Here is a 24,478-nt window from a genome sequence, read left to right on the forward strand (position 1 = left end):
CGGGCCCGGCCCGCCTCAGAAGAGCGAGACGCCGGCCAGCCAGCCCCCGTCGATGACGAACGGCTGGCCGGTGATGTACGAGGAGTCCCCGGCGGACAGGAACAGGGCGAGCGCCGCCACCTCCTCGGGCCTGCCCACCCGCCCGAGCGGCACCAGCTTGCGGTAGAGGCCGTCCAGGGCGGCCGAGGTCTCCGCGGCGTCCGCCGTCGGGTCCAGCTGGGCGGGGTTGGACATCGCGGTGTCGATGGCCCCCGGGCACACCGCGTTGACCCGTATCCCCAGATGTGCGAGTTCCATCGCGGCGACCCGGGTGAGTCCGAGGATGGCGTGCTTGGTCGCGGCGTACGTCCCCACCGCGCTCATGCCGGTCAGCGCCGTGTACGAGGCGGTGTTGACGATGGTGCCGCCGCCCGCCGCGCCGATCTCGGGGGCCACCGCCTTGATGCCGAGGAAGCAGCCGACCTGGTTGACCTGGACCACCTGCATGAACTCGTCGAGCGGGGTGTCGACGAGCGCGTTGAACCGCAGGATGCCGGCGTTGTTCACCAGACCGTCGATCTTCCCGAAGGCGTCCTTCGTGGTGGCGACGGCGGCCGCCCACTCCTCCTCCCGGCTCACGTCGAGGTGGACGAAGAGCGCGTTCCGCTCCCCCAGTTCCTTGGCCAGCGCCTCGCCCTGCCCGTCGAGCACATCGGCGACGACGACCTTGGCCCCCTCGGACACGAAGAGCCGGGCCTCCTGCTCGCCCTGGCCACGCGCGGCACCGGTGATGAAGACGACCCGACCATCGAGCTTGCCCATGCGGTCCTCCTGTTCGTCGAGGTGTACTGGACGTGCGTGAGGTGTGTGACCGGCCTGCTCAGTCGTTGAGGTGCGGGGCGACCTCGGCCCCGAACGCGCCCATCTGGTCGACGAGTTCGGGCCGCGAACGCGAACGGAAGCGCACCTGGATCTGGTCCACGCCCATCGCCCGGTAGGCGCGCAGCGACTCGGCGAGGACCTCCGGCTTGCCCGTGAGGGCGCGGCGCCCGGTGTCCCAGCCGGGGTCGCCGACGTACAGCACCTCGGTGATCGCGCCGACGGTGATCGGATCGACGATCCCGGCCTGCTCGCGCAGGGCCTTCAACTTGGCTATTTGAGAGGGGAGTTCACTTCTGGGATCGCCCTGCGGAAGCCAGCCGTCGCCGCGCAGGGCGGCCCTGCGAACGGCGGCGGGGGACGAGCCGCCCACCCAGATCGGCACCTGGCGCTGAGCGGGCCGGGGCCGCTGCCCGAGCCCCTCGAAGGCGAAGCGTTCACCCCGGAAGGAGGGGTACTCCTCGGGCCCGAGCGCGGCCCGGAGCGCATCGATGGTCTCGTCGAGGACGGGCCCCCGGCGCTCGAAGTCCGCCCCGACCGCCTCGAACTCCTCCCGTACGTGCCCGGCCCCGACCCCGAGGATCAGCCGTCCCCCGCTGAGGTGGTCCAGGGTCGCGTACTGCTTGGCGGTGACGAGCGGATGACGCAGCCCGACGACCGCGACGTGGCTCATCAGCAGGACCCGGTCCGTGATGCCCGCGAGGAAGGAGAGGGTGGCGACCGGGTCGTACCAGATGGTGCTCATGGGGCCCGCGAGCCGTCGCGGGACGCCGACGTGGTCGCAGCTCGCGAGGTAGGCGAAGCCGGCCCGGTCCGCGGCCCGGGCGATCTCCGCCAGGTCCTCCGGGCCGGCGTCGGCCTCCCATGCCTCCGCGTAGATGGTGCTCTGCGACTGGACCGGGAGCTGCATCCCGTACACCAGTCGCCCGTTCGGCAGTATCGGCACCGCGCGCCCGCCTCCACCCTGATCTGACGATCCGTCACCTGAGTTGGTGGCCCCATCGTCATAGCTGACGCATCGTCAGGCAAGGGTCGTGCGGGTCGCGGTGGATTCAGCAGGGCGGCGCGAGCGGTCCCGTCGCCGGTCCCGTCCGGAGGCAGCCGACCGCCTCGGTCCGGAACCGGATGCTGAGGAGCCGGTCGGGCGAGCCGGCACCGGCCCTGGTGACGAGGCCCGTCGTGGCCGAGCCGGTCAGGGCGGAGGCGACCTGGGCGGGCCGCGCCTTGGGATGGCCGGCCAGGTAGAGCGCCGCGGCACCGGCCGCGTGCGGTGCCGCCATGGACGTACCCGAGTCGGAGAGGCTCGCGGTGTCACTGCTGTTCCCGGCCGAGGTGATGAACTCCCCGGGGGCGAACAGGTCCAGCGCCGCACCGTAGTTGGAGAGACTGTCCCGGGCGTCACGCTCGTTGGTGGAGCCCACCGTGAGGGCCTCGCGGACCCGGGCCGGGGAGTGCAGGGAGGCGTCCTCGCCGTCGTTGCCCGCCGCGACGGTGTACGTCACCCCGGAGGCGATGGACTTCCGCACGGCCTGGTCGACCACCGCGTCCGCGCCGCCGCTGAGCGACATGTTGGCGACGGCCGGCTTGACCGCGTTCCGCGTCACCCAGTCGATGCCCGCGACGATCTGTTCGGTGGTGCCGGACGCGGAGTCGTCGAGCACCCGTACCGCCACGACCTTCGCCTTCTTGGCGACGCCGTACCGGCTGCCCGCGACGATGGCGGCGACATGGGTGCCGTGGCCGTTCCCGTCCTGGGCGGTGTTGTCGCGATCGACGGCGTCGTAGCCGTTGACGGCTCGGCCGCCGAAGTCCTGGTGGGTGATGCGGACTCCGGTGTCGATGACGTACGCGGTCACACCGGCTCCGGCGCTGCCCGGGTAGGCATAGCTCCGGTTCAGCGGGAGCTTGGCCTGGTCGATGCGGTCCAGACCCCATGAAGGCGGCCGGGCCTGCGTACCGGCGATGTGGAAGGTGCGGTTGGCGGAGACCGACGCGACCGCGGGGTCCCCGGCGAGCCGCTCGGCCTGCGGCCCGGATGCCTGGACCGAGTAGCCGTTGACGGCGTGGCTGTAGGTGCGCCTGATGGTCGCCCCGTACCGGCCGGCCACCGCGCGGCCCGCGGCGGAGTCGGCACGGGCGGCCGAATCCTTGAGGGTGACGATGTAGCTGCCGGGAACGGAGTCGGCGGCACCGGCCTTCGCCACGCGGCTCTGCCCGACGGGGGCGGCCGGGGCCGCGGCCGCGGTGACGGACGGCAGGTTCAGGGTGAACATGCCGAGGGCGGTCAGGCCCACGGCGACACGTCGCGCCCATGGCATGACGGGGTACCTCCTGGATCAGGGAACGGAAAGAGGGCGGGAGCCGCGGAGGACGGGACGCTGGCGGCGGGGCGTCACAGGCGGGACGAGCGGGGACGAGTACCGTTCCCCGGGACGGTTATTGACGCTCCGTCAAGTGTCGGTGACGTCCCTGCGCCGGTACGCCCACAGCCCGACGGCCGCGACCGCCGCCGCATACAGGAAGAACACTCCCGACGCGGCCGGCGTGGACAGATGGGAGCCGACCAGCGCCTGCGCGAAGGGCCGGTCGTCGGCCGCGTACGCCGAGACGTCGGTCAGCATGGCCCGGCCCGCCGCGAACGGCAGCCAGTCGCTCGCCCCGTCCAGACCCGGCAGACGCCCGAGCAGCATGCCTACGAGGCGCTCGCCGAGCAGCGGCCACAGGACCAGGAACAGGACGGCGACGACCCGGCTGCGCAGGACCACGGCCAAGGCCGTGCAGAGCACCGACCAGCAGGCCATCCATCCGACGAACCTCAGCGCCGGCGCCACGACTTCACTCCAGGCGGGCTGAGCGGCGCCGGCCACCGCCAGGGACACCGCACAGGAGACCGACCCGAGGAGCGCGCTCGCGGCCGCCGTGCCGGCGCCGGTGAGGCAGCCGACCAGGCACTTGGCCGCGTAGGCGGTGCCGCGGCCGTTCACGGCCAGCCAGGTGGTCCGCGCGGCTCCCGACACCAGGTCGGTCGAGACCGGCCCGGTCGCCAGCACCAGGGAGAAGAAGCACAAGGTCGGCACCTGCGTCGCCAGCGGGGACCACGCGATCGCGTCGGCCACCGCCACGGAACCGACCGCGTGCCGGGTGTCGAGGTCGAGCAGGACCGTGACGCCCAGGAGCAGGCTCAGCGCCGCCACCACACCGAGCAGGATCCAGGTCGAGCGCAACGCGCCCAGGTGGCGCGCTTCGTAGCGGCAGGCCCGGAAGAACGCCTCGACGGGCCCCACGGACGCCGGGGGCGTCAGCACGGGAGCGGTCATGGGATCGGCGGTCATGAGATCGTGAACTCCTCTTCGGCGATGCCCAGGTAGAAGTCCTCCAGCGAGGCCCGCTCCTCGTGCAGCCAGTACAGGGGCACCCCGGCCTGCAGCGCGAGCGTTCCGACGCGCACGCGGTCCAGTCCCGTGACGATCGCGCTCTGCTCGCCGGTCGGCGTCAGCCGACCGCCCCCATCGCCCAACGCTCTTGCCAACAGGGGCAGATCGGGCGCTTCGAGGGTCAGCGCACGCCGGGCGGCCGCACGCTCCATGACCTCCGCCATCGAGGCCTGTGCAACCACCCGTCCGCGGCTCAGCACCACCACCCGGTCGGCCAACTGCTGCATTTCGCCCAGGAGATGGCTGGACACCAGCACGGCACGGCCCAACGCCGCCTGCCCGCGAAGGAACTCGCGCAGCCACCGCAGGGAATGGGGATCGAGTCCATTGGCGGGCTCGTCGAGGACGAGTACGGGCGGATCGCCCAGGAGCGCCTGCGCGATGCCCGCGCGCTGCGCCATGCCCAGCGACAGCTCGCCGAGGCGCAGCCGGGCGGCGCCGGTCAGCCCGACGGTCTCCAGGAGTTCGTCGACGCGCCCGTCCGGCACCGCCGACCCGGCGGCCACCATGCGCAGATGCGCCCGCAGCCGGTGCCGAGGATGCCCCGCGACGCCTCCGAGCACCGCCCCGACCACGGTTCCGGGGGCGCCATGGGCGTACAGCGGGCGGCCGAGGAAGAGGGTGTGCCCCTCTCCCCGCACCAGACCCAGCATCACATGGATCGCCGTGGTCTTTCCCGCCCCGTTGGCGCCCACGAAACCGGTCACCTCACCTGCCCGCAGGTCGAGCGAGACACCGTCCAGGATGCGTTTGGAGCCAAAGGACCGGCCGAGGCCACGGGCCTCCACCAGCGGGTCGCCCTTCTTCACTGCGTGTTTCCTTCACCTGGCCGGGCGGGGCCGGCCGACGAGCCGAGAGGGTCCGGAAGGCAGCCGTACGTGGGCATCCGGATTCGGGTAGGGTTCCCTTGTGTTATCGCAAGGGGGAGGAAGTCTTCACGGGCGGCCTGAACAGGCGTGGAAACCGAAAGTCCGCCCGCGGACTTCTTCCCCCGATTACGTCATTCGCATTGCACGGCACAATGGGAGTGCCGTACGAATTCCGCACCTTGTTCGGCTATTGCCGCATAAGGGCGATCAACTGCCAGGCCAGTACGGCGTGGACAAGAACGCACATGCCCCATTGCGCGGGCCGGCGCGTTCTGTGGCGGAGCACCGCCGCCCACTCGACCGCCACCAGGACGACGGACAGCGCCCAGAGCACCCAGGAAATGACATTCCACGTGGTGGATGTCCGTTCCGTCAGAATGCCGATGGCCGCCAGCGGTGCCAGCGCCACCAGGGGTAGGGCCCAGGTGCCTCGCGCGGCGTTGCGGGGAGTCTTGACGTCGTTCATCCAGGACGCTCCGTCTCTGCTTGTGCGTCGGGGTGCCGGCCGGGTCCGTCGGGACGGACCCGGCCGGCACCCCGGCGGTCATCAGTGCAGGGCGTTGTAGATGTCGAGGATCGTCAGGCCCGGGCTGACGGCCGCGAGCGGGGCCTTCACCCACCAGGACAGGCCGTCGTACCACTTCTTGAAGTCGCTGTACTTGCCGCCGATGGCCTTGGCGAAGCCGCCGACCTTGCTGAAGGCCGCCTTGATGGCGGTCCACTTGCTGGCGGCCGTGAAGTCGCCGCTCGCGATCTGCTTCATCTCGGTCTGCTCGGCCGGCGAGAGGTGGGCCGCCAGCGGGCTCGCCAGCAGGGCGCTCGCGGCCTGCTGCGCCTCAGCCTGCTGGGTGACGGCGACCGCCCGGGGCGCGGCCGGGGCTTCGGAGGCCTGGGCCAGGCCGGCGGCCCCGCCGAGGGTGACGGCGGCGATGGCGGACACAGCGGCCATCCGCAGAGAGTTGCGGTTCATTCGATTCTTCCCTTGCGTCGTCGCAAGGGGGAGGAAGCCCCGACGGGCAACCTGAACAGGCGTGGAAACCGAAAGGTCCCCCCGGACTTCTTTCCCCCGATTACTTGGCGGTCGTTTCCCCGTGGTCAGGAGGTGCACGACGTGCCGGCGCCCGGCCTTTCGGTTCCGGACACGCCTGAACGTAACACGGGAAACGATCACTTGGCCATCGATCCCAGCCACGCAATTGGCAACCCTCGGGCACCCTCTGGGGTTTAGCGCCGGTAATGCGCCGGTCAAGCCCGGGCATCGTGACTCAATCCACAAGCGCGCGCCATCAACTGACGGCTCGTCATGCCGACATGCCGCTCGCTCGGTCTCAGCCGAGGAGTGCGTACACCGTGGAGGCCCGGGCGGCGGGCTCCTCCGCGCCCTCGGCGGTGAGGGTGATCTCGGCGAAGGCCATCCGGCGGCCGAGCTTGGTGACGCGGGCGTCGACGAGTACGTCCGCGCCGCTCAACGGGCGCTGAAAGGTGGTCGACTGCTGCACGGTCGTCATCGGCCCGTACGCCCCGCGGGCGCAGGCCACCGCGATGACGGTGGCGGTGTCGGCCGCGGCCATCAGCGCCTGACCGCTGATGCCCCCGCCGTCCCGCGCGAGCCGCCCGGACCAGGGCAGCCGCAGCACGGCGTGCCGCTCGCCCGTCTCCTCGACGGCCAGCCCGAGGTCGAGCACCCAGGGTGCGAAGTTGTCCGCGAGGACCTTCTCTGCTTCTGCAAGGGTCAGCGCCATGGGGACCATGGTGTCGGGGCCCGGGACAAATGTCAGCGCCGTCTCCCCACGGACCGCCCTGCCGGAGCCCACGCCCGCCCCGTCATGCTGGGGGCATGACCCTCCACACGGTGATCCTCTACGGCTGCGCGGCGGCCGTCGTGCTGCCCGGCGTACGGATCGTCCAGGCCGAGGCGGACGGCCGCCGCGTGAGCCCGGCCGCGTTGCTGCGCGTTCTGTGGCGGCGGCCGGTGCCGTGGACCGCGGCCGCCATGGTCGCCGTGATGACCGCGATGGCCGTCGTGCAGACGGCGGCCCCCTCCGTCGTGGACCACCTCCAGCGCGAGCCCGGCGCCCCCTGGTGGCGGGCGGTGACGGCCCTGCTCGTGCAGACGTCCGGCTGGGTCCAACTCGCTTTCAACCTGGCTGCGTTGATCGCCATCGCCCCGGTTGCCCAGCGCGTGCTCGGCCCGGTCCGGATGCCGCTGGTGTTCCTGGCGAGCGGGGTCGCCGCGCAGGCGGTGAGCATGGCCGGCTGGAGCCCCACGGGCGGCGGCGACTCGGTGGCCGTGTGCGGCCTGATCGGTGCCCTCTCGATCTCCCACGCCCGACACCCCGGCCCCGGCCCGACCCGCCTCCTCCTGATCCCGGCAGCGGGCCTGGTCCTGTGCGTACTGGGCAACAACCACGGCGTGGGGGTTCTGGCGGGGTTCGTGCTGGGGGCGGTACTTGCCGCCTGTGGCCGACCCGGCTATCGCCCCCTGCCGCCGCCGAAGACGTCTGTCGACGCCAACGCTCCTGTCCAAAGGCCTACTTGACGCCCCCGCCCCTCCCTGGCTCAAAACCTCTCGATCTGCTTCCCGTCCGGGATCTGGTAGCAACCGGACACGACCATCAAGCCCAGCGAGGGCGGGTTGTCCTTGGCATGGGCGCCGAGCTTGACGCTGACCTTCTTCTCGTCGTTGTCGGCCGTCAGACTGAGGTTCTTGTTCATACTCGTGTCCCGGCCGTACTCCACGACCTTCCAACCGTGCTGGGGCAGCTCCTGCTTCAAACGTTCCAGCACGCCTTCGAGCTCGGCGGTGGAGGTGGAAGCCGGGGTGAGGTCCCAGGGATGGAAGATGGAGAAGTACTTGTCGCGGTCCTTGCCGCCGCATTCCTTCACCCCGGGCTGGGTATTGGCCGTCCTTCCCTTGATGCCGATCAAGTCGTAGAGCTCGCTGGACACCTTCTCCATGGCATCGGCGGCGTCGCGGGAGGTACTGACGCCCGCGGAGGGGATCTCGTGGGAGTCGCGGGAGTCGCTCATGCTGCATCCAGTAAGGGTCGTGAGAACAAGGGACACGAGGAGCGCGGGGGCGCCCGACTTCATCTTCACCACGGGAGCCTCAATCGGTCGGGCCGGGAGGGGCCCCGGACGATTCTGTGACGTCGTCGTGCGGCCCGTTGCTACACCGGCCTGCCGCGCCACCCATGGGCAACGTCACCGCATGTGCTCCCAGTGCTTCGGCGGCGCCTTCAACTCCGCATCACCACCGCGTCCCGCCACGACATAGCCCTGGTTCAGGAGACTGGTGCTGTCGGCGTCCCAGTATTCACTGTGCCCGTGAACATTACCGGTGACCATCTGGTTGGCGCCGAACTCCTCGTCGCTGGGAATGATCCACGGACCGTCCCAGTCCGTTCCACCGTGACCGAAGCGGCCGATGTCCGGGACAGGATCACCATCGGCCTCCAAGTTCCAGACGTGTCCCTTGGGCACGTCCATTTGCTCTGCCTTGGGTACCTGGACACCGGGGCTGCCCGCGAGGATCACGTCGTCGGCATTCAAGGTTCCCTGCCGGGCGGCCGAGCCGATGAGGGTCGTGCCGTACGAGTGGCCGATCGCGGTGCGGTGCGGCTCCGAGTCGCCGGTGTGTGACGCGTCGAGGCCGTCCATGAACCGGTTGAACGCCGGGGCGCCGTCGTCGGCATAGTGGCTGAAGGGCGAGTCCTTGACGATGTCTTGCGGGGCGTCGTAGCCGAGCCAGGTGATCGTGGACACCGGCTGGCCGCCGGACTTTCCGTCGGCCACACGCCAGACGTTGCCCATCCGGTCGATGTCCCCACCGATGCTGCCCAGGTTCGCCGTGGTGCCGGGCACGTACACGGCCTGGTGAACAGCGGTGTCCGGGTTCCCGTTGGCGACGATCGCCCGACCGTTGCCCTCGGCGCTATAACCCAACAGGTAGGCCTCGGGCAGATCGTTCTGACCGACCGCGTCGAAGCGCTTCTGAATGCTTTCCATCCCCTTGAGCGAATTCGTGAGGTGCTCGTACCTCTCACCATGAGCCTTGTACCAGTCCATCCACTCATCGGTGTGTACCTTCGACGCGTACCCGCCCGCATTGATCCACGTCCACTCGTTGGCGGGCGGTTTCGGCATGGCGTCGAGCTCTGTCCGGTACTGGCCCCGGCTCTCGTCCAGAACAATGCGGTTGGCCTCGTCTCGGACTGTCGCGGGTACGCCGTCGAGCGCACCCACCACGTCCGGGTGGAGTGACGTCCAGGCCTGCTGCTGACCCGGGTCGAGCCCCTTCCACCAGGCCGCGTTGTCCTTCGGACTGCCGTCCTTCGGGGGCTGCGGCAACGAGTCCGAGTAGTGACGACCTGCCTCACGGACGCCCTCGCCGTCCTTCTGCACATCCGCCCAGTCCCCGTCGGACACCGTCAGGTCATCGTCCACCTTCAGTCCGCGCAGCTGCGGCGCCCACTTCTGGTCCGCGTCCGTGGCCTCCTTCAGGGCCTCCGCTATCCGGTTGGCGATGTCCTGGGCGATCGCGTAGTTCGGGTTGGGGTCGAAGTTGCCCGCCTGCCGTTGGAGCGCCCGGGCCTGTTCGGAAAGGGTGCCGTTCGCGGAGCCGGGCGCCGTGGGCGGGCCGCCCGGGTTCTGGCCGGCCGCCGGATACGACACCGAGCCGTTCGCGCCCACGGCGAACCTGTGCGCATCCGCGTCCGAGAGCGCCTGCTCCAGCTTGGTCTTCGCCGGGCGTACGTCCGCCGCGAAGGCGTTCAGGGCCGTGCCGATCAGACCGCACTCCACCTGGACGTAGTGGAAGTCCTTCGTCAGTTCCCGGAGTTGGGCGACCGCCGCGTCGGCCGCCTCGCCGTTCAGTGCGCCCCGCAGCTGCGGGGTGATCCGCTGCTCCAGTGCGTCCTTCGCCTGGGCGGCCATGTCGCTGGTGGTGCGGTACCCGAGAGCCGCCTCCTCGAACTCGTGCGGCTTGAGGGCCTTGAGTGCTTCCACGTCCACGACTCGGATCACCGCCCCTGTCCGCCGACTGCGGGGGTGTCCTCGTCATGCGTCTTGATCGCGTCGAAGAGGCCCAGCACCCCCTTGTCCGTCAGGAACAGGTCACTGCCCGCGCGCTCCAGGCCGCCCCCCAGCCGGCCACACCGGCCCGCGACCATGTCGAGGTAGGTCTTCCAGCTCTGGTAGAGGTCGGACTGGGCCGCCGCGCTCTCCACCCCGCCGCCGGTGACCAGGCCCTGCTGTCCCCGGTCCAGCGCGCCCTGTGCCCGTCGCACATCACCCGCGAGTCCCTCGACGGCGTTGCCCGCCGTCGTCCACGCGCTTCGGGAGCCCTTGACGTCCGGCGTCCCCGCGCCGCCCTGCCCCGCGCCGGCAAGCCGCATCGCCACCGCATCGCGCTTGAGCTGCGCCCACTCCTCCTCGAACGACCCCACGCCTGACTTCTCCCTCGCCCGCCCCGCCCCGATCATGGCCAGGCTAGGAGGAAGAGGGGCGGGCTCTCATGAGTACGCGTACTCAATCGGGAGGGCCGGCCCCGGCGGGGCGGCGTGCGGGCTCGGGGCGGGGTAGGGGCAACTGGGCGCTCGGCGCGAGACGTTCACGCGCCGGGCCACAGGCCATCGCCCGTGAGTCCCAGCAGTTCGATCGCGTTGCCCCGTACGATCCGGTCCACCACGTCCGGCGACAGGTGGCCCATCTGCGCCTCGCCGACCTCCTTGGACTTGGGCCACGTCGAGTCGGAGTGGGGGTAGTCGGTCTCGTACAGGACGTTGCCGACGCCCACCGCGTCCAGGTTCTTCAGGCCGAACGCGTCGTCGAAGAAGCAGCCGTACACGTGCTCCGCGAAGAGTTCGGACGGCGGACGGTGGACCTTGTCGGCCACCCCGCCCCACCCGCGGTTCTCCTCCCAGACCACGTCCGCGCGTTCCAGGATGTACGGAATCCAGCCGATCTGGCCCTCGGCGTACATGATCTTCAGGCGGGGGAAGCGCTCGAACTTGCCGCTCATCAGCCAGTCGACCATCGAGAAGCAGCAGTTGGCGAAGGTGATCGTGGAGCCGACCGCCGGCGGGGCGTCCGCCGAGGTGGAGGGCATGCGGCTGGAGGAGCCGATGTGCATGGCGATGACCGTGCCGGTCTCGTCGCAGGCGGCGAGGAAGGGGTCCCAGTCGTCGGTGTGGATGGAGGGCAGGCCGAGGTGCGGGGGTATCTCGGAGAAGGCCACCGCGCGCACCCCGCGGGCGGCGTTGCGGCGGACCTCGGCGGCGGCCAGCTCCGCGTCCCACAAAGGGATGAGCGTGAGCGGGATGAGGCGGCCGTGCGCCTCGGGGCCGCACCACTCGTCCACCATCCAGTCGTTGTAGGCCCGCACCGAGAGCAGCCCGAGTTCGCGGTCGCCGGCCTCGGTGAAGGTCTGGCCGCAGAAGCGGGGGAAGGTCGGGAAGCAGAGCGCGGACTGGACGTGGTTCACGTCCATGTCGGCGAGCCGGGCCGGGACGTCGTACGAGCCGGGGCGCATCTGCTCGTACGTGATGACCTCAAGCCTTATCTCGTCCCTGTCGTAGCCCACCGCCGTGTCCAGGCGGGTCAGCGGACGGTGCAGGTCCTCGTACACCCACCAGTCGCCGATCGGCCCGTCGTCGCCCTTGGCACCCATGACCGGAGCGAACTTGCCGCCCAGGAAGGTCATTTCCTTCAGGGGGGCCCGAACGATGCGCGGTCCGATGTCGCGGTACTTCGACGGGAGGCGGTCCCGCCAGACGTTGGGGGGCTCCACCGTGTGGTCGTCCACCGAGATGATCTTCGGGAAAGTCTCCATGTCGTTTACGGTAGACCTGATCTGACGATCCGTCAGCTAGTTGCGCGGCCCCTCCTGCCCCACCCCGGCCGCCACAACCGCCCGACGGGGCTTGCGATGAGTGTGCAGACCATGTGTCGAAGCCTTGTGCAGAGCATCACCCGTAGCTGACGCGACCCCTCCGGACAGGGCAGACTGGCGGGGAGCAATCCAGGAGTACGGGGGTACAGGGGGCAGCTATGGACCGTGACGGCGGGCCGCGCGTACCGGAGCAGCGCGCTCCGGTACCGCCGCCGCAGCACGCGACGGGGCGGCTCGGCGAGCAGGCACCCGAGCAGGGCCCGGAGGCCTCCGGCACCGGGCTCCGCTTCGGCGTGCTCGGACCCGTACGGGCCTGGCGGGGCGACCAGGCCCTGCCGTCCGGCTCCCCGCAGCAGCGCGCCCTGCTCGCCGCCCTGCTGCTGCGCGACGGCCGCACCGCCACCGCCGCCGAACTCATCGACGCCATCTGGGGCGAGGACCCGCCCTCGCAGGCGCTGGCCGCCATCCGCACGTACGCCTCCCGGCTGCGCAAGGTCCTCGACCCGGAGGTCCTGGTCAGCGAGTCCGGCGGCTACGCGATCCGGCCCGGGGCCGCCACCCTCGACATCACCGGGGCGCAGGAGCTCGCGACCGCCGCCGAGAAGGCGCGGGCCGGCGGCGAGAAGGGCCGCGCCCGCGATCTGCTGAACGCCGCGCTCGCGCACTGGGACGGCGAACCACTGGCCGGCGTGCCGGGCCCGTACGCCGAGAACCAGCGCACCCGGCTCGCCGAGTGGCGCCTCCAGCTGACCGAGGCGCGCCTCGACCTCGACCTGGAGGCGGGCTGCCACGCCGAGGCCGTCTCCGAACTGACCGCGCTCACCGCCGCCCACCCGCTGCGCGAGCGGCTGCGCGAACTGCTGATGCTGGCCCTGTACCGCAGCGGCCGCCAGGCCGAGGCCCTCGCCGTGTACGCGGACACCCGGCGGCTGCTCGCCGACGAACTCGGCGTCGATCCCCGGCCCGAGCTGGCCCGCCTCCAGCAGCGCATCCTGCGCGCCGACCAGGACCTGGCGCGCCCGCCCGCCGACGCGCCCGCGGCCGCCGCGCCCGCGCCGGTCCGCCCGGCCCAACTCCCCGCCTCCGTACCGGACTTCACGGGCCGTGCGGCCTTCGTGCGCGAACTCACCTCGCGGCTCGCGGGCGCCGAGACGACCGTGATGGCGGTCTCCGCGCTGGCCGGCATCGGCGGCGTCGGCAAGACCACCCTCGCCGTGCACGTGGCGCACGCGGCCCGCCCCTACTTCCCCGACGGCCAGCTCTACGTCGACCTCCAGGGCGCCGGCCAGCACTTCGCCGAGCCGGGCACCGTGCTCGGCGCGTTCCTGCGCGCGCTCGGCACCCCGGACTCGGCGATCCCCGAGTCGATGGAGGAACGGGCCGCGCTGTTCCGCTCCACCCTGGACGGCCGCCGGGTCCTGGTGCTGCTCGACAACGCCCGGGACGCGGCCCAGATCCGGCCGCTGCTTCCGGGCACGGCGGGCTGCGCCGCCCTGGTCACCAGCCGCATCCGCATGGTCGACCTGGTCGGCGCGCACCTCGTCGACCTGGACGTGATGTCCCCCGACGAGGCGCTCCAGCTGTTCACCAGGATCGTCGGCGAGGAGCGGGTGTCGGCCGAGCGCGAGGCCGCCCTGGACGTGGTGGCCGCCTGCGGTTTCCTGCCGCTCGCCATCCGCATCGCCGCGTCCCGGCTCGCCTCGCGCCGCACCTGGACGGTCTCCGTGCTCGCCGCCAAACTCGCCGACGAGCGCCGTCGCCTGGACGAGCTCCAGGCCGGCGACCTCGCGGTCAAGGCCACGTTCGAGCTCGGCTACGGCCATCTGGAGCCCGCCCAGTCCCGCGCCTTCCGGCTGCTCGGCCTGCCCGACGGGCCCGACATCTCGCTGGCCGCCGCGGCCGCCGTCCTCGACCTCCCCGAGCAGGAGACCGAGGACATCCTGGAATCACTGGTCGACACCTCCCTGGTGGAGTCGGCCGCGCCGGGCCGCTACCGCTACCACGACCTCGTACGCCTCTATGCGCGCTCCTGCGCCGAGCGCGACGACCTGCCGCCGGCGGAGCGCGAATCGGCCCTCTCGCGCCTGCTCGACTTCTATCTGGCGACGGCCTCGGGGGTGTACGCCCTGGAGCGCCCGGGCGACCGCCTCGTGGACCACCTGGAGCCCACCACCTACCGGGGGCTCTCCTTCGGCGACCGCCACCGCGCGCAGGACTGGCTGTACGCCGAGGCCGACCCGCTGCTCGCCTGCGTACGCCAGCTGTCGGGTCCGGCCACGCTGCGGCGTGCCGTCGACCTGCTGTACGCGGCGCTCGACCTCGGCGAGTCCGGCGCCAACTCGCGGCAGTACGAGGCGACCGCCGAGGCCGTCCGCGAGGCCGCGCGCACCCGGGGCGACACCCAGGCCGAGGGACGCGCGGTGATGACGCTCGCCAACGTGCACCAGCTGGCCGGCCGGTTCGAGCCCGCCGACCGCGAGGCCCAGGAGGCCATGCGCCTCGCCGGGCCCACGCACGATCCGCTGCCGCTGTGCTGGGCCTCCAACGCGCGCGGCATCATCGCGCTCTACCAGAACCGGCCCACCGACGGCGAAGGTCATCTGCTGCGCGCCATCGAGGCGTTCCGCGCCGACGCCAACCGGCCCGGCGAGGCCAGCGCGCTGTGCAACCTGTCCCGCATCCACCTGGCGATGGGCCGCACCGCGAGCGCGGTCACCCTCGCCCAGGAGGGCATCGACATCTACGACGCGATGGGCCACGAACTGCGCGGGGCCAACGGCCGTTACGCGCTGGGCCTCGCGCTCACCAAGAGCGGCCAGCTGCGCGCCGCGGCGGACCGGCTCCACGAGGCGCTGGCCGTCTTCCGCGACAGCCGCCAGCGGCTGTGGGAGGGCATGACGCTGTTCCGGCTCGCGGAGGTGGACCTCGCGGGCAGGCGGCCCGCGCAGGCGGCGGCCAACGCCGAGATGGCGCTCACGGTGCTGCGCGGCATCGGCGGGGAGTGGCGGCGCGGCAATGTGCTCACCGTGCTCGGCCAGGCCCTGGCCGGCATAGGGCACGCGGGCCGGGCGCAGGTCTGCTGGCGCGACGCGCTGGTCATCTTCGAGGAGCTCGGATCGCCGGAGGCGGTCCAGGTACGCGCTCTGCTCAGCCCCGTGGCGGCCGCATAACGCCCCTGGTCAGCACGTTCATTGAACGTTTATCGGGACCCGTCATTGTCTTACGTGTCGGCCCGCCGCGTCGGGGGGCGCGCAAGCCGACTGGAAGGCCGGACACCAACCTGTCGGCCCTGGCAAGTCCGTCCGGCCACCCTCGGGGGAGTGGCCGGACGGTTTCGCCTCTTCCATCAGGCAGCGTCATCAACGGGAGATGAGAAACATGGGCGACGTGAAGAAGAACGAGCCGCCGATCGTCACGCCGCAGGACCAGCACGCCACGGACGAGCCCGCCATCGCCACGCTCGACCAGCACGCCACCGGCACGCCGGTCGCCACGTTCGACCAGCACGCCACGGACGAGCCGGCGATCACCACCATGGACCAGCACGCCACCTCCGAGCCCTTCAAGGCGAAGGCCCAGTAGGGCCGCCCGAGCGGGGGACGGCCTCGGCGGCACGGAGGGGAGCCGCCGCGGCCGGGGGGAAATTTCGGGGGAACGACGCGGTGCGGATCCGCTGGGGGGCGGGTCGGCACGGCAACACAACGCGGTGCGGGCCCGCTGGGGGGGCGGGTCGGCACGGCAACACAACGCGGTGCGGGCCCGCTGGGGGTGGGTCCGCACCGCGGCACGTCAGGGCGTGGTGCGGCCGGGAGGTACGGTCACCGCCCCCGCAGCTCCCCCTTCACCACCTTCCCGCTCGCGTTGCGCGGGAGGCCGGCCACGAACTCGACCTCCCTCGGCACCTTGTAGTTGGCCATCTCGCGGCGGGACCAGGCGATCAGGTCGTCGGCCGTCAGGGGCGAGCCGGGGCGGCGGACGACATAGGCGCGGCCCACTTCGCCCAGGCGCGGGTCGGGGATGCCGATCACCGCCACATCGGCCACCTCCGGGTGCAGGCCGAGGAGTTGCTCGATCTCCGCCGGGTAGGCGTTGAAGCCGCCGACGATGAACATGTCCTTGATCCGGTCGGTGACGCGCAGGTTGCCGTCCTCGTCCAGGACGCCGATGTCCCCCGTGTGCAGCCAGCCGTCCGGGTCGATCGCCCGGGCCGTCTCCGCCGGGTCCTCGAAGTAGCCCCGCATGACGTTGAAGCCCCGCACCACGATCTCGCCGGGCTCGCCCGGTTCGGCCAGGACGCGGACCTCGGTGCCGGGTATCGCGCGGCCGGAGGTGGCGGCGATGACGCCCGCCGGGTCGCCGCGACGGCACATCGTGACGATGCCGCTCGCCTCGGACAGGCCGTACGCGGTCAGGACGGTGTGCACGCCCAGCTCGCCGCGCAGCCGCTCGACCAGACGCAGCGGCACCACCGCCGCCCCGGTCACCACCAGGCGCAGGGCGCTGAGGTCGTGCTGGTCGCGGGTGGGGTGGTCCAGGAGGGACTGGTGGAGGGTGGGCGGGCCCGGGAGCACGGAGATGCGCTCGGCGGCGATGTTGGCGAGCGCGGTGTCGACGTCGAACACCGGCTGCGGCACCATCGTCGCGCCCCGCATCAGACAGGCGATGATGCCCGCCTTGTAGCCGAAGGTGTGGAAGAACGGGTTCACGATCAGGTACCGGTCGCCCTCGCGCAGGCCCGCGAGCTCCGACCAGATCGCATAGCCGCGCAGTGTCTGGGCGTGGGTGATCACCGCGCCCTTGGGGCGGCCCGTGGTGCCCGAGGTGTAGACGATGTCGGAGGGCGCGTCCGGGGCGATGGCGTCCGCGCGAGCCGTCACCTCCGCACCCGAGACCCCCTCCCCGCCCGCCAGGAAGTCCTTCCAGGTACGGAAGTTGTCGGGGGCGTCGTCCGAGAGGACGACCACCTGCTCCAGGTGCGGGAGCGAGGGCAGCGGACCGGGACCCGTGCCCTCGGCGGTCGCGCGGCGCAGCGAGGCCACGTAGGAGGTGCCGAGGAAGGTGCCGGTCACGAACAGCAGCTTCGCGCGGCTGCTTTCGAGGACGTACGCCGCCTCCGCCCCCTTGAACCGGGTGTTCAGCGGGACCAGGACCGCTCCCGCGGTGACCGCGCCGAGCGCCGAGACGATCCAGTCACCGGTGTTGGGCGCCCAGATGGCGACCCGGTCGCCGGACTCGACACCGGCCGCGATACAGGCGGCGGCCGCGCGCTCCACCCGCTCCCCGAGCTCCGCGTACGAGAGGCGGCCGCGGCCCTCGACCACGGCCTCGCGCTCGCCGTGCCGGGCGGCGGCGCCGCGTACCAGCTTCGCGATCGTGCCCCACTCCAGGTCCCCGCGCATCGGAAAGCCCCCTCCGCCAGTAGCTGACTAACCGTCAGATTAGCTGTAGCCTCCTCCGCTGTCAGTACTGGTGACGCTCGTGGAGGTGGGGCCATGGCCACCCTGAAGGACGCGACAGCCATAGTCGGGATCGGGCAGACGCCGTTCGCCAAGCAACTGCCCGAGTCCGAGAAGACGTTGGCGTGCCGGGCGATCCTCGCCGCGCTCGACGACGCGGGCATCAGCCCGGCCGAGGTGGACGCGTTCGCCTCGTACACGATGGAGGAGACCGACGAGGTCGAGGTCGCCAAGGCCATCGGCGCGGGCGACGTGACCTTCTTCAGCAAGATCGGCTTCGGCGGGGGCGGCTCCTGCGCCACCGTCGGCCATCTCGCCTCCGCCATCGCCACCGGACAGGCGAGCGTGGGCGTGGCCTGGCGCTCCAGGAAGCGCGGCAGTGGCCCAAGACCCTGGAAGAACACGACCGTTCAGCTGCCGACCCCGGCCCAGTGGACCCGCCCCTTCGGCCTGCTCCGGCCCGCCGACGAGATCGGCATGCTGGCCCGCCGCTACCTCCACGAGTACGGCGCCACCCGCGACCACCTCTTCAACGTGGCCCTCGCCTGCCGCAACCGCGCCAACCAGAACCCGGCCGCGATGATGTACGAACGCCCGCTGACCCGCGAGATGTACATGACCTCGCGCTGGATCAGCGATCCGCTCTGCCTCTTCGACAACTGCCTGGAGACGGACGGGGCGTTGGCGTGCGTCGTCGTATCCGCCGAGCGGGCCCGCGACTGCCGGCAGAAGCCCGTGTACGTGCACTCCGCCGCCCAGGGCCTGCCCTCCCAGCACCACGGCATGGTCAACTACTGGAACGACGACCCGCTGACGGGACCTGCCTGGACCGCCGCCCGACACCTGTGGAAACAGGCCGACTTCGGTCCGGACGACGTCGATGTGGCGCAGATCTACGACGCGTTCACCCCGCTCATCCCGCTCTCCCTGGAGGGCTACGGCTTCTGCGGGCGCGGCGAGGGCGCCGCGTTCACCGAGGGCGGCTCCCTGGAGATCGGCGGCCGACTGCCCATCAACACCGGGGGCGGCGGCCTCAGCGAGGCCTATGTGCACGGCTTCAACCTCATCAACGAGGGCGTGAAACAGCTGCGCGGCGTCAGCACCGCCCAGGTCCCGAACGCCGCCACCTGCCTGGTCACCGCGGGTGAGGGAGTCCCCACCTCCGCCCTTCTGCTGAGGAGTTGAGAGATGCTGTCACCCGTTGTGGACGACGACGGCGCCCCGTTCTGGGAGTACGCGGCCCGAGGCGAACTCCGCGTCCAGGCCTGCGCCGCTCCCGACTGCGGCCGGCTCCGCTTCCCGCCCCGCCCCTGCTGCCCGCACTGCCAGTCCTTCGACAGCGAGTGGCGCCGGGTCTCGGGCCGCGGCCGCATCTGGTCGTACGTCTTCCCGCACCCTCCGCTGCTCCCCGACTACGCCGCCCAGGCCCCCTACAACGCCGTCGTCGTCGAGCTCGCCGAGGACCCGCTGATCCGGCTGGTCGGCAATGTGGTCGCCGACCCGGACGCGGCCCTGGACTCCGTCGAACCGTCCCGGCTGCGGATCGGCGCCCGGGTGCAGGTCGCGTTCACCGAGGTCGACGGGGTGACCGTGCCGCGCTGGCTCCTGGAGCGCGCGTGAGCGTCCTGGTGACCCGCGACAAGGAGACCGGCGTCGCGGTCGTCACCCTGAACCGGCCCGATCGCCTGAACGCGATCGACCTGCAAACGGTGAATCAACTCCGCCTGACATGGCGTGAGTTGAGGTTCGACGACAGCGTACGGGCCGTCGTTCTGACCGGCACAGGCGAGCGGGCGTTCTGCACCGGGATCGACCGCTCGGCCGAGGTGCCGCAGCCCCCGTCCCCGTACTCCACGGACGACCCGCTGATCGCGATCGGACCGAAGGCGAACGACCTGTGGAAACCGGTCGTCGCGGCCGTGCGCGGGATGGCCTGCGGCGGGGCGTTCTACCTCCTGGGCGAGGCCGAGTTCCTGATCGCCGCCGAGGACGCGGCGTTCTTCGACCCGCACACCACGTACGGCATGGTCAGCGCCTACGAGTCCATGTACCTCGCGCTGCGGATGCCGCACGGCGAGGCGGCCCGGCTCGCCCTGATGGGCACGGCCGAGCGGATGTCGGCACGGCGGGCGTACGAGATCGGCTTCGTGAGTGAAGTCACCGCCCCCGGAGGAGAGTTGACGGCCGCCGTGCGGTGCGCGGAGACCATGGCCTCGTTCCCGACCGAGGCCGTGCAGGGAACGGTGCGCTCGCTGTGGGCGGCGCGGGAGGCCACCCTCGCCCAGGCCCACTCCCGCGCCCCGGCCTTCGTGGCGCTCGGCAACCTGCCGCCGGAACGGCAGGCCGAACTGTTCGGCGCGCGCCGGTCGAAGGACTTCCGGGTGCGGTGAGGCGCGGATCGCCCACGGGTCCAGAGGCCCAGGGGTCCTGGAGCCCAAGACCCCTGGAGCCCACGGGGTGGGCTACGGGTGGGCGAACAGCCTCCCGTAGCCGAGGATGTCGTCCAGCGGGGCACCCGCCGCGCGCAGGGTCCCCCACAGCACGACCTGGTTCGCGGTGAGCACCGGCAGGCCGAGGGCGGTCTCCAGGGCCTCGATCACGCCGACGGCACGGAAGCCGTTCCCGCCGATCACCACCGCCTCCGCCGCGTCGGGCACATGGGCCACCACCCAGTCGTGCAGGGCCGCCGGCTCGATCCGGGTCTGGTCGCTGGGAAGGCCGCACGGGCCGGAGTGCACGACGTCCAGGCCGCAGTCCTCGTAGTAGCGCCGCCCCAGGCCGCTCAGCTCGGCGTCGAACCACGGCGGGTCCACGAGCGCGATCCGCCCGGCGCCCAGGACGCGCAGCGCCTCGACGGCGGCCGCACAGGTGGCGACCACCGGCAGGCCGTGCGCCCGCTCGCCGAGCCGGGCCACCATGTCCGCCTCGCCGCGCGGCCCGATGACGTACGAGGACGAGGTGAAGGCGAAGGCGATCGCCGCCACCGGCGCGTCGGCCAGCACCCCGGTCGCCTCGTCCACGTCCGGCGGCTCGGCGAAGGCCCGCACGGGGGCCAGCGGAATGGTGTCGTCCATGACGCCCCCGCGCCGGATCGCGCCGAACGGCACCCGGGCGGCGTGCAGCCCCACATCGGCCGGGACCATGGCGCGCAGCTCCGACTCGGGGCCGACATCGCCGTGCGGGGTGAGGATTCCGAGGCGGACGCGTACGTCCCACCCGTCGGGCTGCCACATCACACATTCCTCTCGGGGAACCGGCCGGGCCCCCACTGTGACAGCAGCGCCGCCCGGGCCGGGGCCCGGCGGCGCCCGTTGGCTAGGCCGTCGCCTGGACGGCGCAGCGGCTCACCCGGGAGGCGATCGCGGGCCTGCTCATCTTCACGTCGAGGCTCCGGGCGGCGTTGGAACCCAGGGTCACCGAGGTGGAGGCCTGGTCGACGGTGGCTCCGGCCGTGTCGTAGAAGGAGACCGTGACCCGGTAGCTGTGGCTGCCGCTGCCCGCGCCGGTGCTCACCCGCACCGTGGAGATGCCCTTCGTGTCCACCGAGGCGCAGGTGGTGACGGACGCGGTCGCGCCGGCCGTGGAGCCGGACGCGCCCCTGCTGGACGAACCGGTCGTGCTGCCCGTGGTGTTGTTGTAGCCGGAGCCGTAGCGGTTGCCGTTGTAGCCGCCGGTGCTGGTGCCGGAGCTGGTGCTGGTGGCGCCGCTGCCGTCCGTACTGCCACCACTGCTGCTACTACTACTGCTCGAACTTCCGTTGCTCTTGTGCGAGTTGGAGCAGCCGCCGCCCGAGCTGTGACTCGTCCCGTGACCGCCGTGCCGGGAGAACCCCGTCAGCGCGAGTGCCAGACCTGCCGCGATGGCGGCGCACTTCATCCCGCGACGTATCACCGTCGCACCCCCTCCGAAGACCGGCCGATACTTTAACAGCGCCTGACCAACCGATCCGGCCGATCAACCATCAGGCCCCGGAGCCGAGTTCGGCGATTCTCGGAGCCCTGGCCTTGGGGGAATCCAGGCTGAATCCCCGCGCATCGCCCAGCTCGTCACGGACAAATGCCGTGACCCGGTCGATCTCGGAGCGCAGGGCCGCATCCGGCTTCCCGAACGCCTGCCACACGATCTCCCCGCCCTCCACGTCGTACTCCCACAGCCCGACGATCCGCCCCCGGTCCACGATCGCGTGCGCCGGCAGATCGGGGCGCGCGTTCAGCGCCTTCTTCTGGAAGATCCGCTCGCCGTCCGCCGGGTCGAGCAGCCGGGGCAGGTCGCGGTGGAGCAGATGGATGCCGTCGATCCCCGCGAGCAGGGCGTACGCCGGCTTCGCCGGCCGTTCGTACGCGGCGAACTCCGCGCGCAGTGAACCGGGCAGCAGCAGCTCGCTGCCTGCGGCCACCGGCTCAAGGCCGAGGTCGGCGACCGCTGCCTTGGCGACGGCGGCGGTGAACCCGCTGAACCACCGGAAGTGCTGGAGGGAGGCGGGGGCAGCCCAGTCGAAATAGCGCCGGGCCAGCTCGGCGGAGGCCCGCTCGCGCGTCCACTCCGTCGTGTCGAGACCCCAGCGGACATAGCCGTAACGCTGTTGGTCCAAGCGGCCGTTGACCGGAACCCGCCGGATCGCGCCGCTCGCCTGCAGTCGGCCGAGGGCGAGCGGCAGCGGGGTGCCGAGGCTGCGCTTGCGGCCCTCCTCCCCCAGGTTCCGCACGGCGCCCCCCAGGGCGGTCTTGATCGCGGCCGGGTCGAGCGGGGTGTCACCGAGCACACCGACGACGGCCGCGCACAGCTCGTCGACCTCCTGGGCGGTGACTCCGAGATGCTTGGCAGCGGCCCGGATCTCGGCCTCCGGAGGACCGGCCGCGAGGGCGAGGCCGAGCGCGAAGTCCTGGGCGGGCAGCACATACGTACAACCCCGGGCGGAGGGCAGCTCGTGGAGGTCCAGCCGGGCGACCGCCTCGTCCACATCAACCCGGCTCGCGCCGCAGCGGGCGTACAGACCGAGGTAGGGAGCCGAGCCGCCCACCGAGCGCGCCCAGCCGGTGCGCGCGAGCACCTCGGCCGGGGCCCGCCCGGACAGCGCCCCGTCGAGCCCCTGCCGGTGCGCCCACCAGGCACGCAGCCGCGCGCCCTCCGCCGTCGTCCCGTCCACCGTCGCCTTCGTCATGTTCGTCAGTGTCGCGCGCGGCACTGACAACGGGCGATCGAGCCGGACCGTCCGCCGGGTAGCGGCGGGCGGGCGCCGGGCGTAGCGTCGGCAGCGAGAGCCGCTCTAGTGAGGAGGGCCGAGATGGCCCGCAACGTCTTCGGCTCGATCCTCGCTCTCATCGGAGCGACGGCCGCCGTCTGGAGCCCCTTCCGTGCCTGGTACGACGGCCGTCACGGGAGCACCTACCGCATCGACGAACTGTTCTCGGGCATCTCGGCCGACAAGGCCGCGGTGGCCGGCTCGGTGCTGCTCCCGCTCGCCTTCGCGGCGCTGGTGACCCTGGTGGGTCTGCTGCTGCGCTCCCGTGTGCTGGTCGCCGTCGCCGGTCTCGTCGTGCTCGGCTTCACCATCCTGTGGATGGTGCGGCAGGGGCAGGCGGCGGGCAGTCTGACGGTCGACTCGTCCGGGAAGGGCCTCGGCCAGGGCGTGGCGATGGCCCTGGGCGGCGGTGTGCTGCTGCTCCTGGCGGCGGCCCTGATGTCGGGGCGTCGCCGGACCGTACGGGAGCCGACCGGCTACGGGGTGCCGACCACGGACGCCGCGCAGCACCGCGCCCCCGCCGAGCACCGGCCCGAGCCGCCCGCCGAGGAGCGCCCCGCTTACGGGGGTCCCGGTTACGGAAGTCCCGCTCACGAAGGCCCGGATTCCCGGGGCCAGGGCCCCGCTCACCAGGGCGCCCCCTACGGGAACCCGCAGGGGCCGCCCGCTCACGGGGACCCGCACGAAGGCACCCGTGAGTTCCCGCGGTACGGGGCCACGGACGAGGAACCTCCCCGCGGGGGCCCGCGCGAAGACCCGGCCCCGGGCACCCGGCCGGGCCCGTACGAAGGCCCGCCCCGAGGCCCCTACGAGGGCCCGCACGGACCCCCGCCGCGCAACTGACAGGCGAGTACGCGGCGGTGGGTACGCGACGGACCGAGCGGCAGACCCTTCTGAGCGGCAGACCTTCGTCACTCCCGTACGCCGGTCACCACGTTCGCGTACAGCTCGTCGGACGTGACCAGGCGGGCCCTCAGGCCGCCCGCGGACACCGCTGCGAGGGCGCCGGGCACCTGCCGCTCGCTGGTCTCGGTGAGCAGCACGCCGCCCGGGGCCAGCCAGTCGGGGGCGGCGAGAGCGACCCGGCGCATGATGTCGAGCCCGTCCGAACCGCCGTCGAGGGCAACCAGGGGCTCGTGTTCGCGGGCTTCCGCGGGGAGCAGACCGACCTCGTCGGAGGGGACGTAGGGGACGTTCGCGGTGAGGATGTCGATCCGGCCGCGCAGCCCGGCGGGGAGCGCGGCGAAGAGGTCGCCCTCGTGGACCCGGCCCCCGAACGGGGCCACGTTGCGCCGGGCGCAGCGCACCGCGGCCGGTTCGATGTCGGCGGCGTGCAGCTCGGCCCCCGGCAGCGCCGCCGCGAGTGCCGCGCCGAGCGCGCCCGAACCGCAGCACAGGTCCACGACGACGAGTGGCCGGGAGGCGTCGGCGGCGGCGAGTGCCTGGTGCACCAGGAACTCGGTGCGGCGCCGCGGCACGAAGACCCCGGGGTCCACGGCCACCCTCAGGCCGTGGAACTCGGCCCAGCCCAGGACGTGTTCGAGCGGAAGGCCCGAGGCCCTGCGCTCCACCATCGAGGCGACCTCAGCGGGCCCGTCGGCCGTACCGAGTATCAACTCGGCCTCGTCCTCGGCGAACACGCACCCGGCGGCGCGCAGCCGGGACACGACGTCCGCCACGGAGACCGGCTCAACTGTCATACGGGACAAGCCCTTTCAACCCGTGCG

Annotated in this window: 24 protein-coding genes; 7 read left to right on the forward strand and 17 right to left on the reverse strand. The window is 72.1% G+C overall.

Going from position 1 to position 24,478, the window contains the following annotated elements; all coding sequences use genetic code 11:
* Positions 1 to 15 precede the first annotated feature (15 nt).
* The 8 genes from IE267_RS15490 to IE267_RS15525 form a co-directional block, all read right to left on the reverse strand.
* A complete protein-coding gene (locus IE267_RS15490; RefSeq protein WP_189763611.1) occupies positions 16 to 801 on the reverse strand; it encodes an SDR family NAD(P)-dependent oxidoreductase in 786 nt (261 codons plus the stop codon).
* Positions 802 to 859: 58 nt separating this feature from the next.
* The gene (locus IE267_RS15495) at positions 860 to 1,768 is read right to left on the reverse strand and encodes an LLM class F420-dependent oxidoreductase (RefSeq protein ID WP_189763766.1); all 909 of its coding nucleotides are present in this window, start codon (positions 1,766 to 1,768) and stop codon (positions 860 to 862) included.
* 142 nt (positions 1,769 to 1,910) lie between these two features.
* Complete coding sequence (locus tag IE267_RS15500) at positions 1,911 to 3,176, reverse strand: S8 family peptidase (protein ID WP_189763612.1); 1,266 nt, start codon at positions 3,174 to 3,176, stop codon at positions 1,911 to 1,913.
* A 132-nt stretch (positions 3,177 to 3,308) separates the two neighbouring features.
* Positions 3,309 to 4,190: a hypothetical protein gene (locus IE267_RS15505; protein WP_189763613.1), complete on the reverse strand. Its 882-nt coding sequence runs from the start codon at positions 4,188 to 4,190 to the stop codon at positions 3,309 to 3,311.
* Positions 4,187 to 5,101, reverse strand: coding sequence for an ABC transporter ATP-binding protein (locus IE267_RS15510; protein WP_189763614.1), 915 nt, complete (start codon positions 5,099 to 5,101; stop codon positions 4,187 to 4,189). The genes IE267_RS15505 and IE267_RS15510 overlap by 4 nt, the downstream gene beginning before the upstream one ends.
* Positions 5,102 to 5,348: 247 nt before the next feature.
* A complete protein-coding gene (locus IE267_RS15515) occupies positions 5,349 to 5,627 on the reverse strand; it encodes a hypothetical protein (protein WP_189763615.1) in 279 nt (92 codons plus the stop codon).
* Positions 5,628 to 5,708: 81 nt separating this feature from the next.
* A complete protein-coding gene (locus IE267_RS15520; RefSeq protein WP_167159172.1) occupies positions 5,709 to 6,131 on the reverse strand; it encodes a hypothetical protein in 423 nt (140 codons plus the stop codon).
* A 358-nt stretch (positions 6,132 to 6,489) separates the two neighbouring features.
* Complete coding sequence (locus IE267_RS15525; protein WP_161246024.1) at positions 6,490 to 6,903, reverse strand: PaaI family thioesterase; 414 nt, start codon at positions 6,901 to 6,903, stop codon at positions 6,490 to 6,492.
* A gap of 95 nt (positions 6,904 to 6,998) precedes the next feature.
* Between IE267_RS15525 and IE267_RS15530 the strand changes: the two genes are divergently transcribed.
* On the forward strand, positions 6,999 to 7,700 hold the full coding sequence (locus tag IE267_RS15530) for a rhomboid family intramembrane serine protease (RefSeq protein ID WP_189763616.1): 702 nt from the start codon (positions 6,999 to 7,001) through the stop codon (positions 7,698 to 7,700).
* 20 nt (positions 7,701 to 7,720) lie between these two features.
* On the opposite strand, the gene IE267_RS15535 is transcribed toward IE267_RS15530, so the two are convergent.
* From IE267_RS15535 to IE267_RS15550, 4 genes are all read right to left on the reverse strand, one after another.
* A complete protein-coding gene (locus IE267_RS15535; RefSeq protein WP_229861198.1) occupies positions 7,721 to 8,191 on the reverse strand; it encodes a hypothetical protein in 471 nt (156 codons plus the stop codon).
* A gap of 174 nt (positions 8,192 to 8,365) precedes the next feature.
* Positions 8,366 to 10,174 (reverse strand): alpha/beta hydrolase, encoded by a 1,809-nt coding sequence (locus IE267_RS15540; protein WP_189763617.1) that lies wholly within the window; start codon positions 10,172 to 10,174, stop codon positions 8,366 to 8,368.
* Positions 10,175 to 10,182: 8 nt separating this feature from the next.
* Positions 10,183 to 10,608 carry a hypothetical protein gene (locus IE267_RS15545; RefSeq protein ID WP_189763618.1) on the reverse strand — a complete coding sequence of 142 codons (426 nt, stop codon included), beginning with the start codon at positions 10,606 to 10,608 and terminating at the stop codon, positions 10,183 to 10,185.
* A 164-nt stretch (positions 10,609 to 10,772) separates the two neighbouring features.
* Complete coding sequence (locus IE267_RS15550) at positions 10,773 to 11,993, reverse strand: amidohydrolase family protein (protein WP_167159162.1); 1,221 nt, start codon at positions 11,991 to 11,993, stop codon at positions 10,773 to 10,775.
* A gap of 218 nt (positions 11,994 to 12,211) precedes the next feature.
* Here IE267_RS15550 and afsR point away from each other — a divergent pair, with 218 nt between their 5' ends.
* Together afsR and IE267_RS15560 are read left to right on the forward strand one after the other, a co-directional pair.
* Positions 12,212 to 15,223, forward strand: coding sequence for an SARP-family global regulator AfsR (gene afsR, locus IE267_RS15555; protein ID WP_167159160.1), 3,012 nt, complete (start codon positions 12,212 to 12,214; stop codon positions 15,221 to 15,223).
* A gap of 208 nt (positions 15,224 to 15,431) precedes the next feature.
* Complete coding sequence (locus IE267_RS15560; RefSeq protein WP_189763619.1) at positions 15,432 to 15,635, forward strand: hypothetical protein; 204 nt, start codon at positions 15,432 to 15,434, stop codon at positions 15,633 to 15,635.
* A gap of 236 nt (positions 15,636 to 15,871) precedes the next feature.
* Here IE267_RS15560 and IE267_RS15565 read toward each other — a convergent pair whose 3' ends face one another.
* Entirely contained in the window at positions 15,872 to 17,452 is a 1,581-nt protein-coding gene (locus IE267_RS15565; protein ID WP_189763620.1) for a FadD3 family acyl-CoA ligase, read from the reverse strand.
* A 93-nt stretch (positions 17,453 to 17,545) separates the two neighbouring features.
* Between IE267_RS15565 and IE267_RS15570 the strand changes: the two genes are divergently transcribed.
* Genes IE267_RS15570 through IE267_RS15580 form a run of 3 tightly spaced genes read left to right on the forward strand, consistent with a single transcriptional unit; the run spans position 17,546 to position 19,899 of the window.
* Positions 17,546 to 18,694, forward strand: a complete 1,149-nt coding sequence (locus IE267_RS15570; RefSeq protein ID WP_161253165.1) for a lipid-transfer protein — start codon at positions 17,546 to 17,548, stop codon at positions 18,692 to 18,694.
* A 3-nt stretch (positions 18,695 to 18,697) separates the two neighbouring features.
* Positions 18,698 to 19,129 (forward strand): Zn-ribbon domain-containing OB-fold protein, encoded by a 432-nt coding sequence (locus IE267_RS15575; protein ID WP_189763621.1) that lies wholly within the window; start codon positions 18,698 to 18,700, stop codon positions 19,127 to 19,129.
* The gene (locus IE267_RS15580) at positions 19,126 to 19,899 is read left to right on the forward strand and encodes an enoyl-CoA hydratase/isomerase family protein (protein WP_189763622.1); all 774 of its coding nucleotides are present in this window, start codon (positions 19,126 to 19,128) and stop codon (positions 19,897 to 19,899) included. The genes IE267_RS15575 and IE267_RS15580 overlap by 4 nt, the downstream gene beginning before the upstream one ends.
* A 72-nt stretch (positions 19,900 to 19,971) precedes the next feature.
* On the opposite strand, the gene IE267_RS15585 is transcribed toward IE267_RS15580, so the two are convergent.
* The 3 genes from IE267_RS15585 to IE267_RS15595 form a co-directional block, all read right to left on the reverse strand.
* Complete coding sequence (locus tag IE267_RS15585) at positions 19,972 to 20,742, reverse strand: maleate cis-trans isomerase family protein (RefSeq protein ID WP_189763623.1); 771 nt, start codon at positions 20,740 to 20,742, stop codon at positions 19,972 to 19,974.
* Between the two features lie 82 nt (positions 20,743 to 20,824).
* Entirely contained in the window at positions 20,825 to 21,385 is a 561-nt protein-coding gene (locus IE267_RS15590; protein WP_189763624.1) for a hypothetical protein, read from the reverse strand.
* 85 nt (positions 21,386 to 21,470) lie between these two features.
* On the reverse strand, positions 21,471 to 22,670 hold the full coding sequence (locus tag IE267_RS15595; protein ID WP_189763625.1) for a DNA glycosylase AlkZ-like family protein: 1,200 nt from the start codon (positions 22,668 to 22,670) through the stop codon (positions 21,471 to 21,473).
* 123 nt (positions 22,671 to 22,793) lie between these two features.
* Here IE267_RS15595 and IE267_RS15600 point away from each other — a divergent pair, with 123 nt between their 5' ends.
* Positions 22,794 to 23,594, forward strand: coding sequence for a hypothetical protein (locus IE267_RS15600; RefSeq protein WP_189763626.1), 801 nt, complete (start codon positions 22,794 to 22,796; stop codon positions 23,592 to 23,594).
* Between the two features lie 68 nt (positions 23,595 to 23,662).
* On the opposite strand, the gene IE267_RS15605 is transcribed toward IE267_RS15600, so the two are convergent.
* On the reverse strand, positions 23,663 to 24,451 hold the full coding sequence (locus tag IE267_RS15605; protein ID WP_189763627.1) for a putative protein N(5)-glutamine methyltransferase: 789 nt from the start codon (positions 24,449 to 24,451) through the stop codon (positions 23,663 to 23,665).
* Between the last annotated feature and the right edge of the window lie 27 nt (positions 24,452 to 24,478).

Origin of the sequence: Streptomyces xanthochromogenes (assembly GCF_014650455.1) — a bacterium.
GTDB classification, from domain to species: Bacteria; Actinomycetota; Actinomycetes; order Streptomycetales; family Streptomycetaceae; genus Streptomyces; species Streptomyces xanthochromogenes.

Bases quoted from the DNA above. Each gene is read 5' to 3' on its own strand.
- IE267_RS15530 (WP_189763616.1), top strand. From the start codon at position 6,999: ATGACCCTCCACACGGTGATCCTCTACGGCTGCGCGGCGGCCGTCGTG.
- IE267_RS15490 (WP_189763611.1), bottom strand. From the start codon at position 801: ATGGGCAAGCTCGATGGTCGGGTCGTCTTCATCACCGGTGCCGCGCGT.
- IE267_RS15495 (WP_189763766.1), bottom strand. From the start codon at position 1,768: ATGCAGCTCCCGGTCCAGTCGCAGAGCACCATCTACGCGGAGGCATGG.
- IE267_RS15500 (WP_189763612.1), bottom strand. From the start codon at position 3,176: ATGCCATGGGCGCGACGTGTCGCCGTGGGCCTGACCGCCCTCGGCATG.
- IE267_RS15515 (WP_189763615.1), bottom strand. From the start codon at position 5,627: ATGAACGACGTCAAGACTCCCCGCAACGCCGCGCGAGGCACCTGGGCC.
- IE267_RS15560 (WP_189763619.1), top strand. From the start codon at position 15,432: ATGGGCGACGTGAAGAAGAACGAGCCGCCGATCGTCACGCCGCAGGAC.
- IE267_RS15570 (WP_161253165.1), top strand. From the start codon at position 17,546: ATGGCCACCCTGAAGGACGCGACAGCCATAGTCGGGATCGGGCAGACG.
- IE267_RS15605 (WP_189763627.1), bottom strand. From the start codon at position 24,451: ATGACAGTTGAGCCGGTCTCCGTGGCGGACGTCGTGTCCCGGCTGCGC.
- afsR (WP_167159160.1), top strand. From the start codon at position 12,212: ATGGACCGTGACGGCGGGCCGCGCGTACCGGAGCAGCGCGCTCCGGTA.
- IE267_RS15600 (WP_189763626.1), top strand. From the start codon at position 22,794: ATGGCCCGCAACGTCTTCGGCTCGATCCTCGCTCTCATCGGAGCGACG.
- IE267_RS15550 (WP_167159162.1), bottom strand. From the start codon at position 11,993: ATGGAGACTTTCCCGAAGATCATCTCGGTGGACGACCACACGGTGGAG.
- IE267_RS15505 (WP_189763613.1), bottom strand. From the start codon at position 4,190: ATGACCGCCGATCCCATGACCGCTCCCGTGCTGACGCCCCCGGCGTCC.
- IE267_RS15565 (WP_189763620.1), bottom strand. From the start codon at position 17,452: ATGCGCGGGGACCTGGAGTGGGGCACGATCGCGAAGCTGGTACGCGGC.
- IE267_RS15520 (WP_167159172.1), bottom strand. From the start codon at position 6,131: ATGAACCGCAACTCTCTGCGGATGGCCGCTGTGTCCGCCATCGCCGCC.
- IE267_RS15590 (WP_189763624.1), bottom strand. From the start codon at position 21,385: ATGAAGTGCGCCGCCATCGCGGCAGGTCTGGCACTCGCGCTGACGGGG.
- IE267_RS15525 (WP_161246024.1), bottom strand. From the start codon at position 6,903: ATGGCGCTGACCCTTGCAGAAGCAGAGAAGGTCCTCGCGGACAACTTC.
- IE267_RS15535 (WP_229861198.1), bottom strand. From the start codon at position 8,191: ATGAGCGACTCCCGCGACTCCCACGAGATCCCCTCCGCGGGCGTCAGT.
- IE267_RS15575 (WP_189763621.1), top strand. From the start codon at position 18,698: ATGCTGTCACCCGTTGTGGACGACGACGGCGCCCCGTTCTGGGAGTAC.
- IE267_RS15595 (WP_189763625.1), bottom strand. From the start codon at position 22,670: ATGACGAAGGCGACGGTGGACGGGACGACGGCGGAGGGCGCGCGGCTG.
- IE267_RS15585 (WP_189763623.1), bottom strand. From the start codon at position 20,742: ATGTGGCAGCCCGACGGGTGGGACGTACGCGTCCGCCTCGGAATCCTC.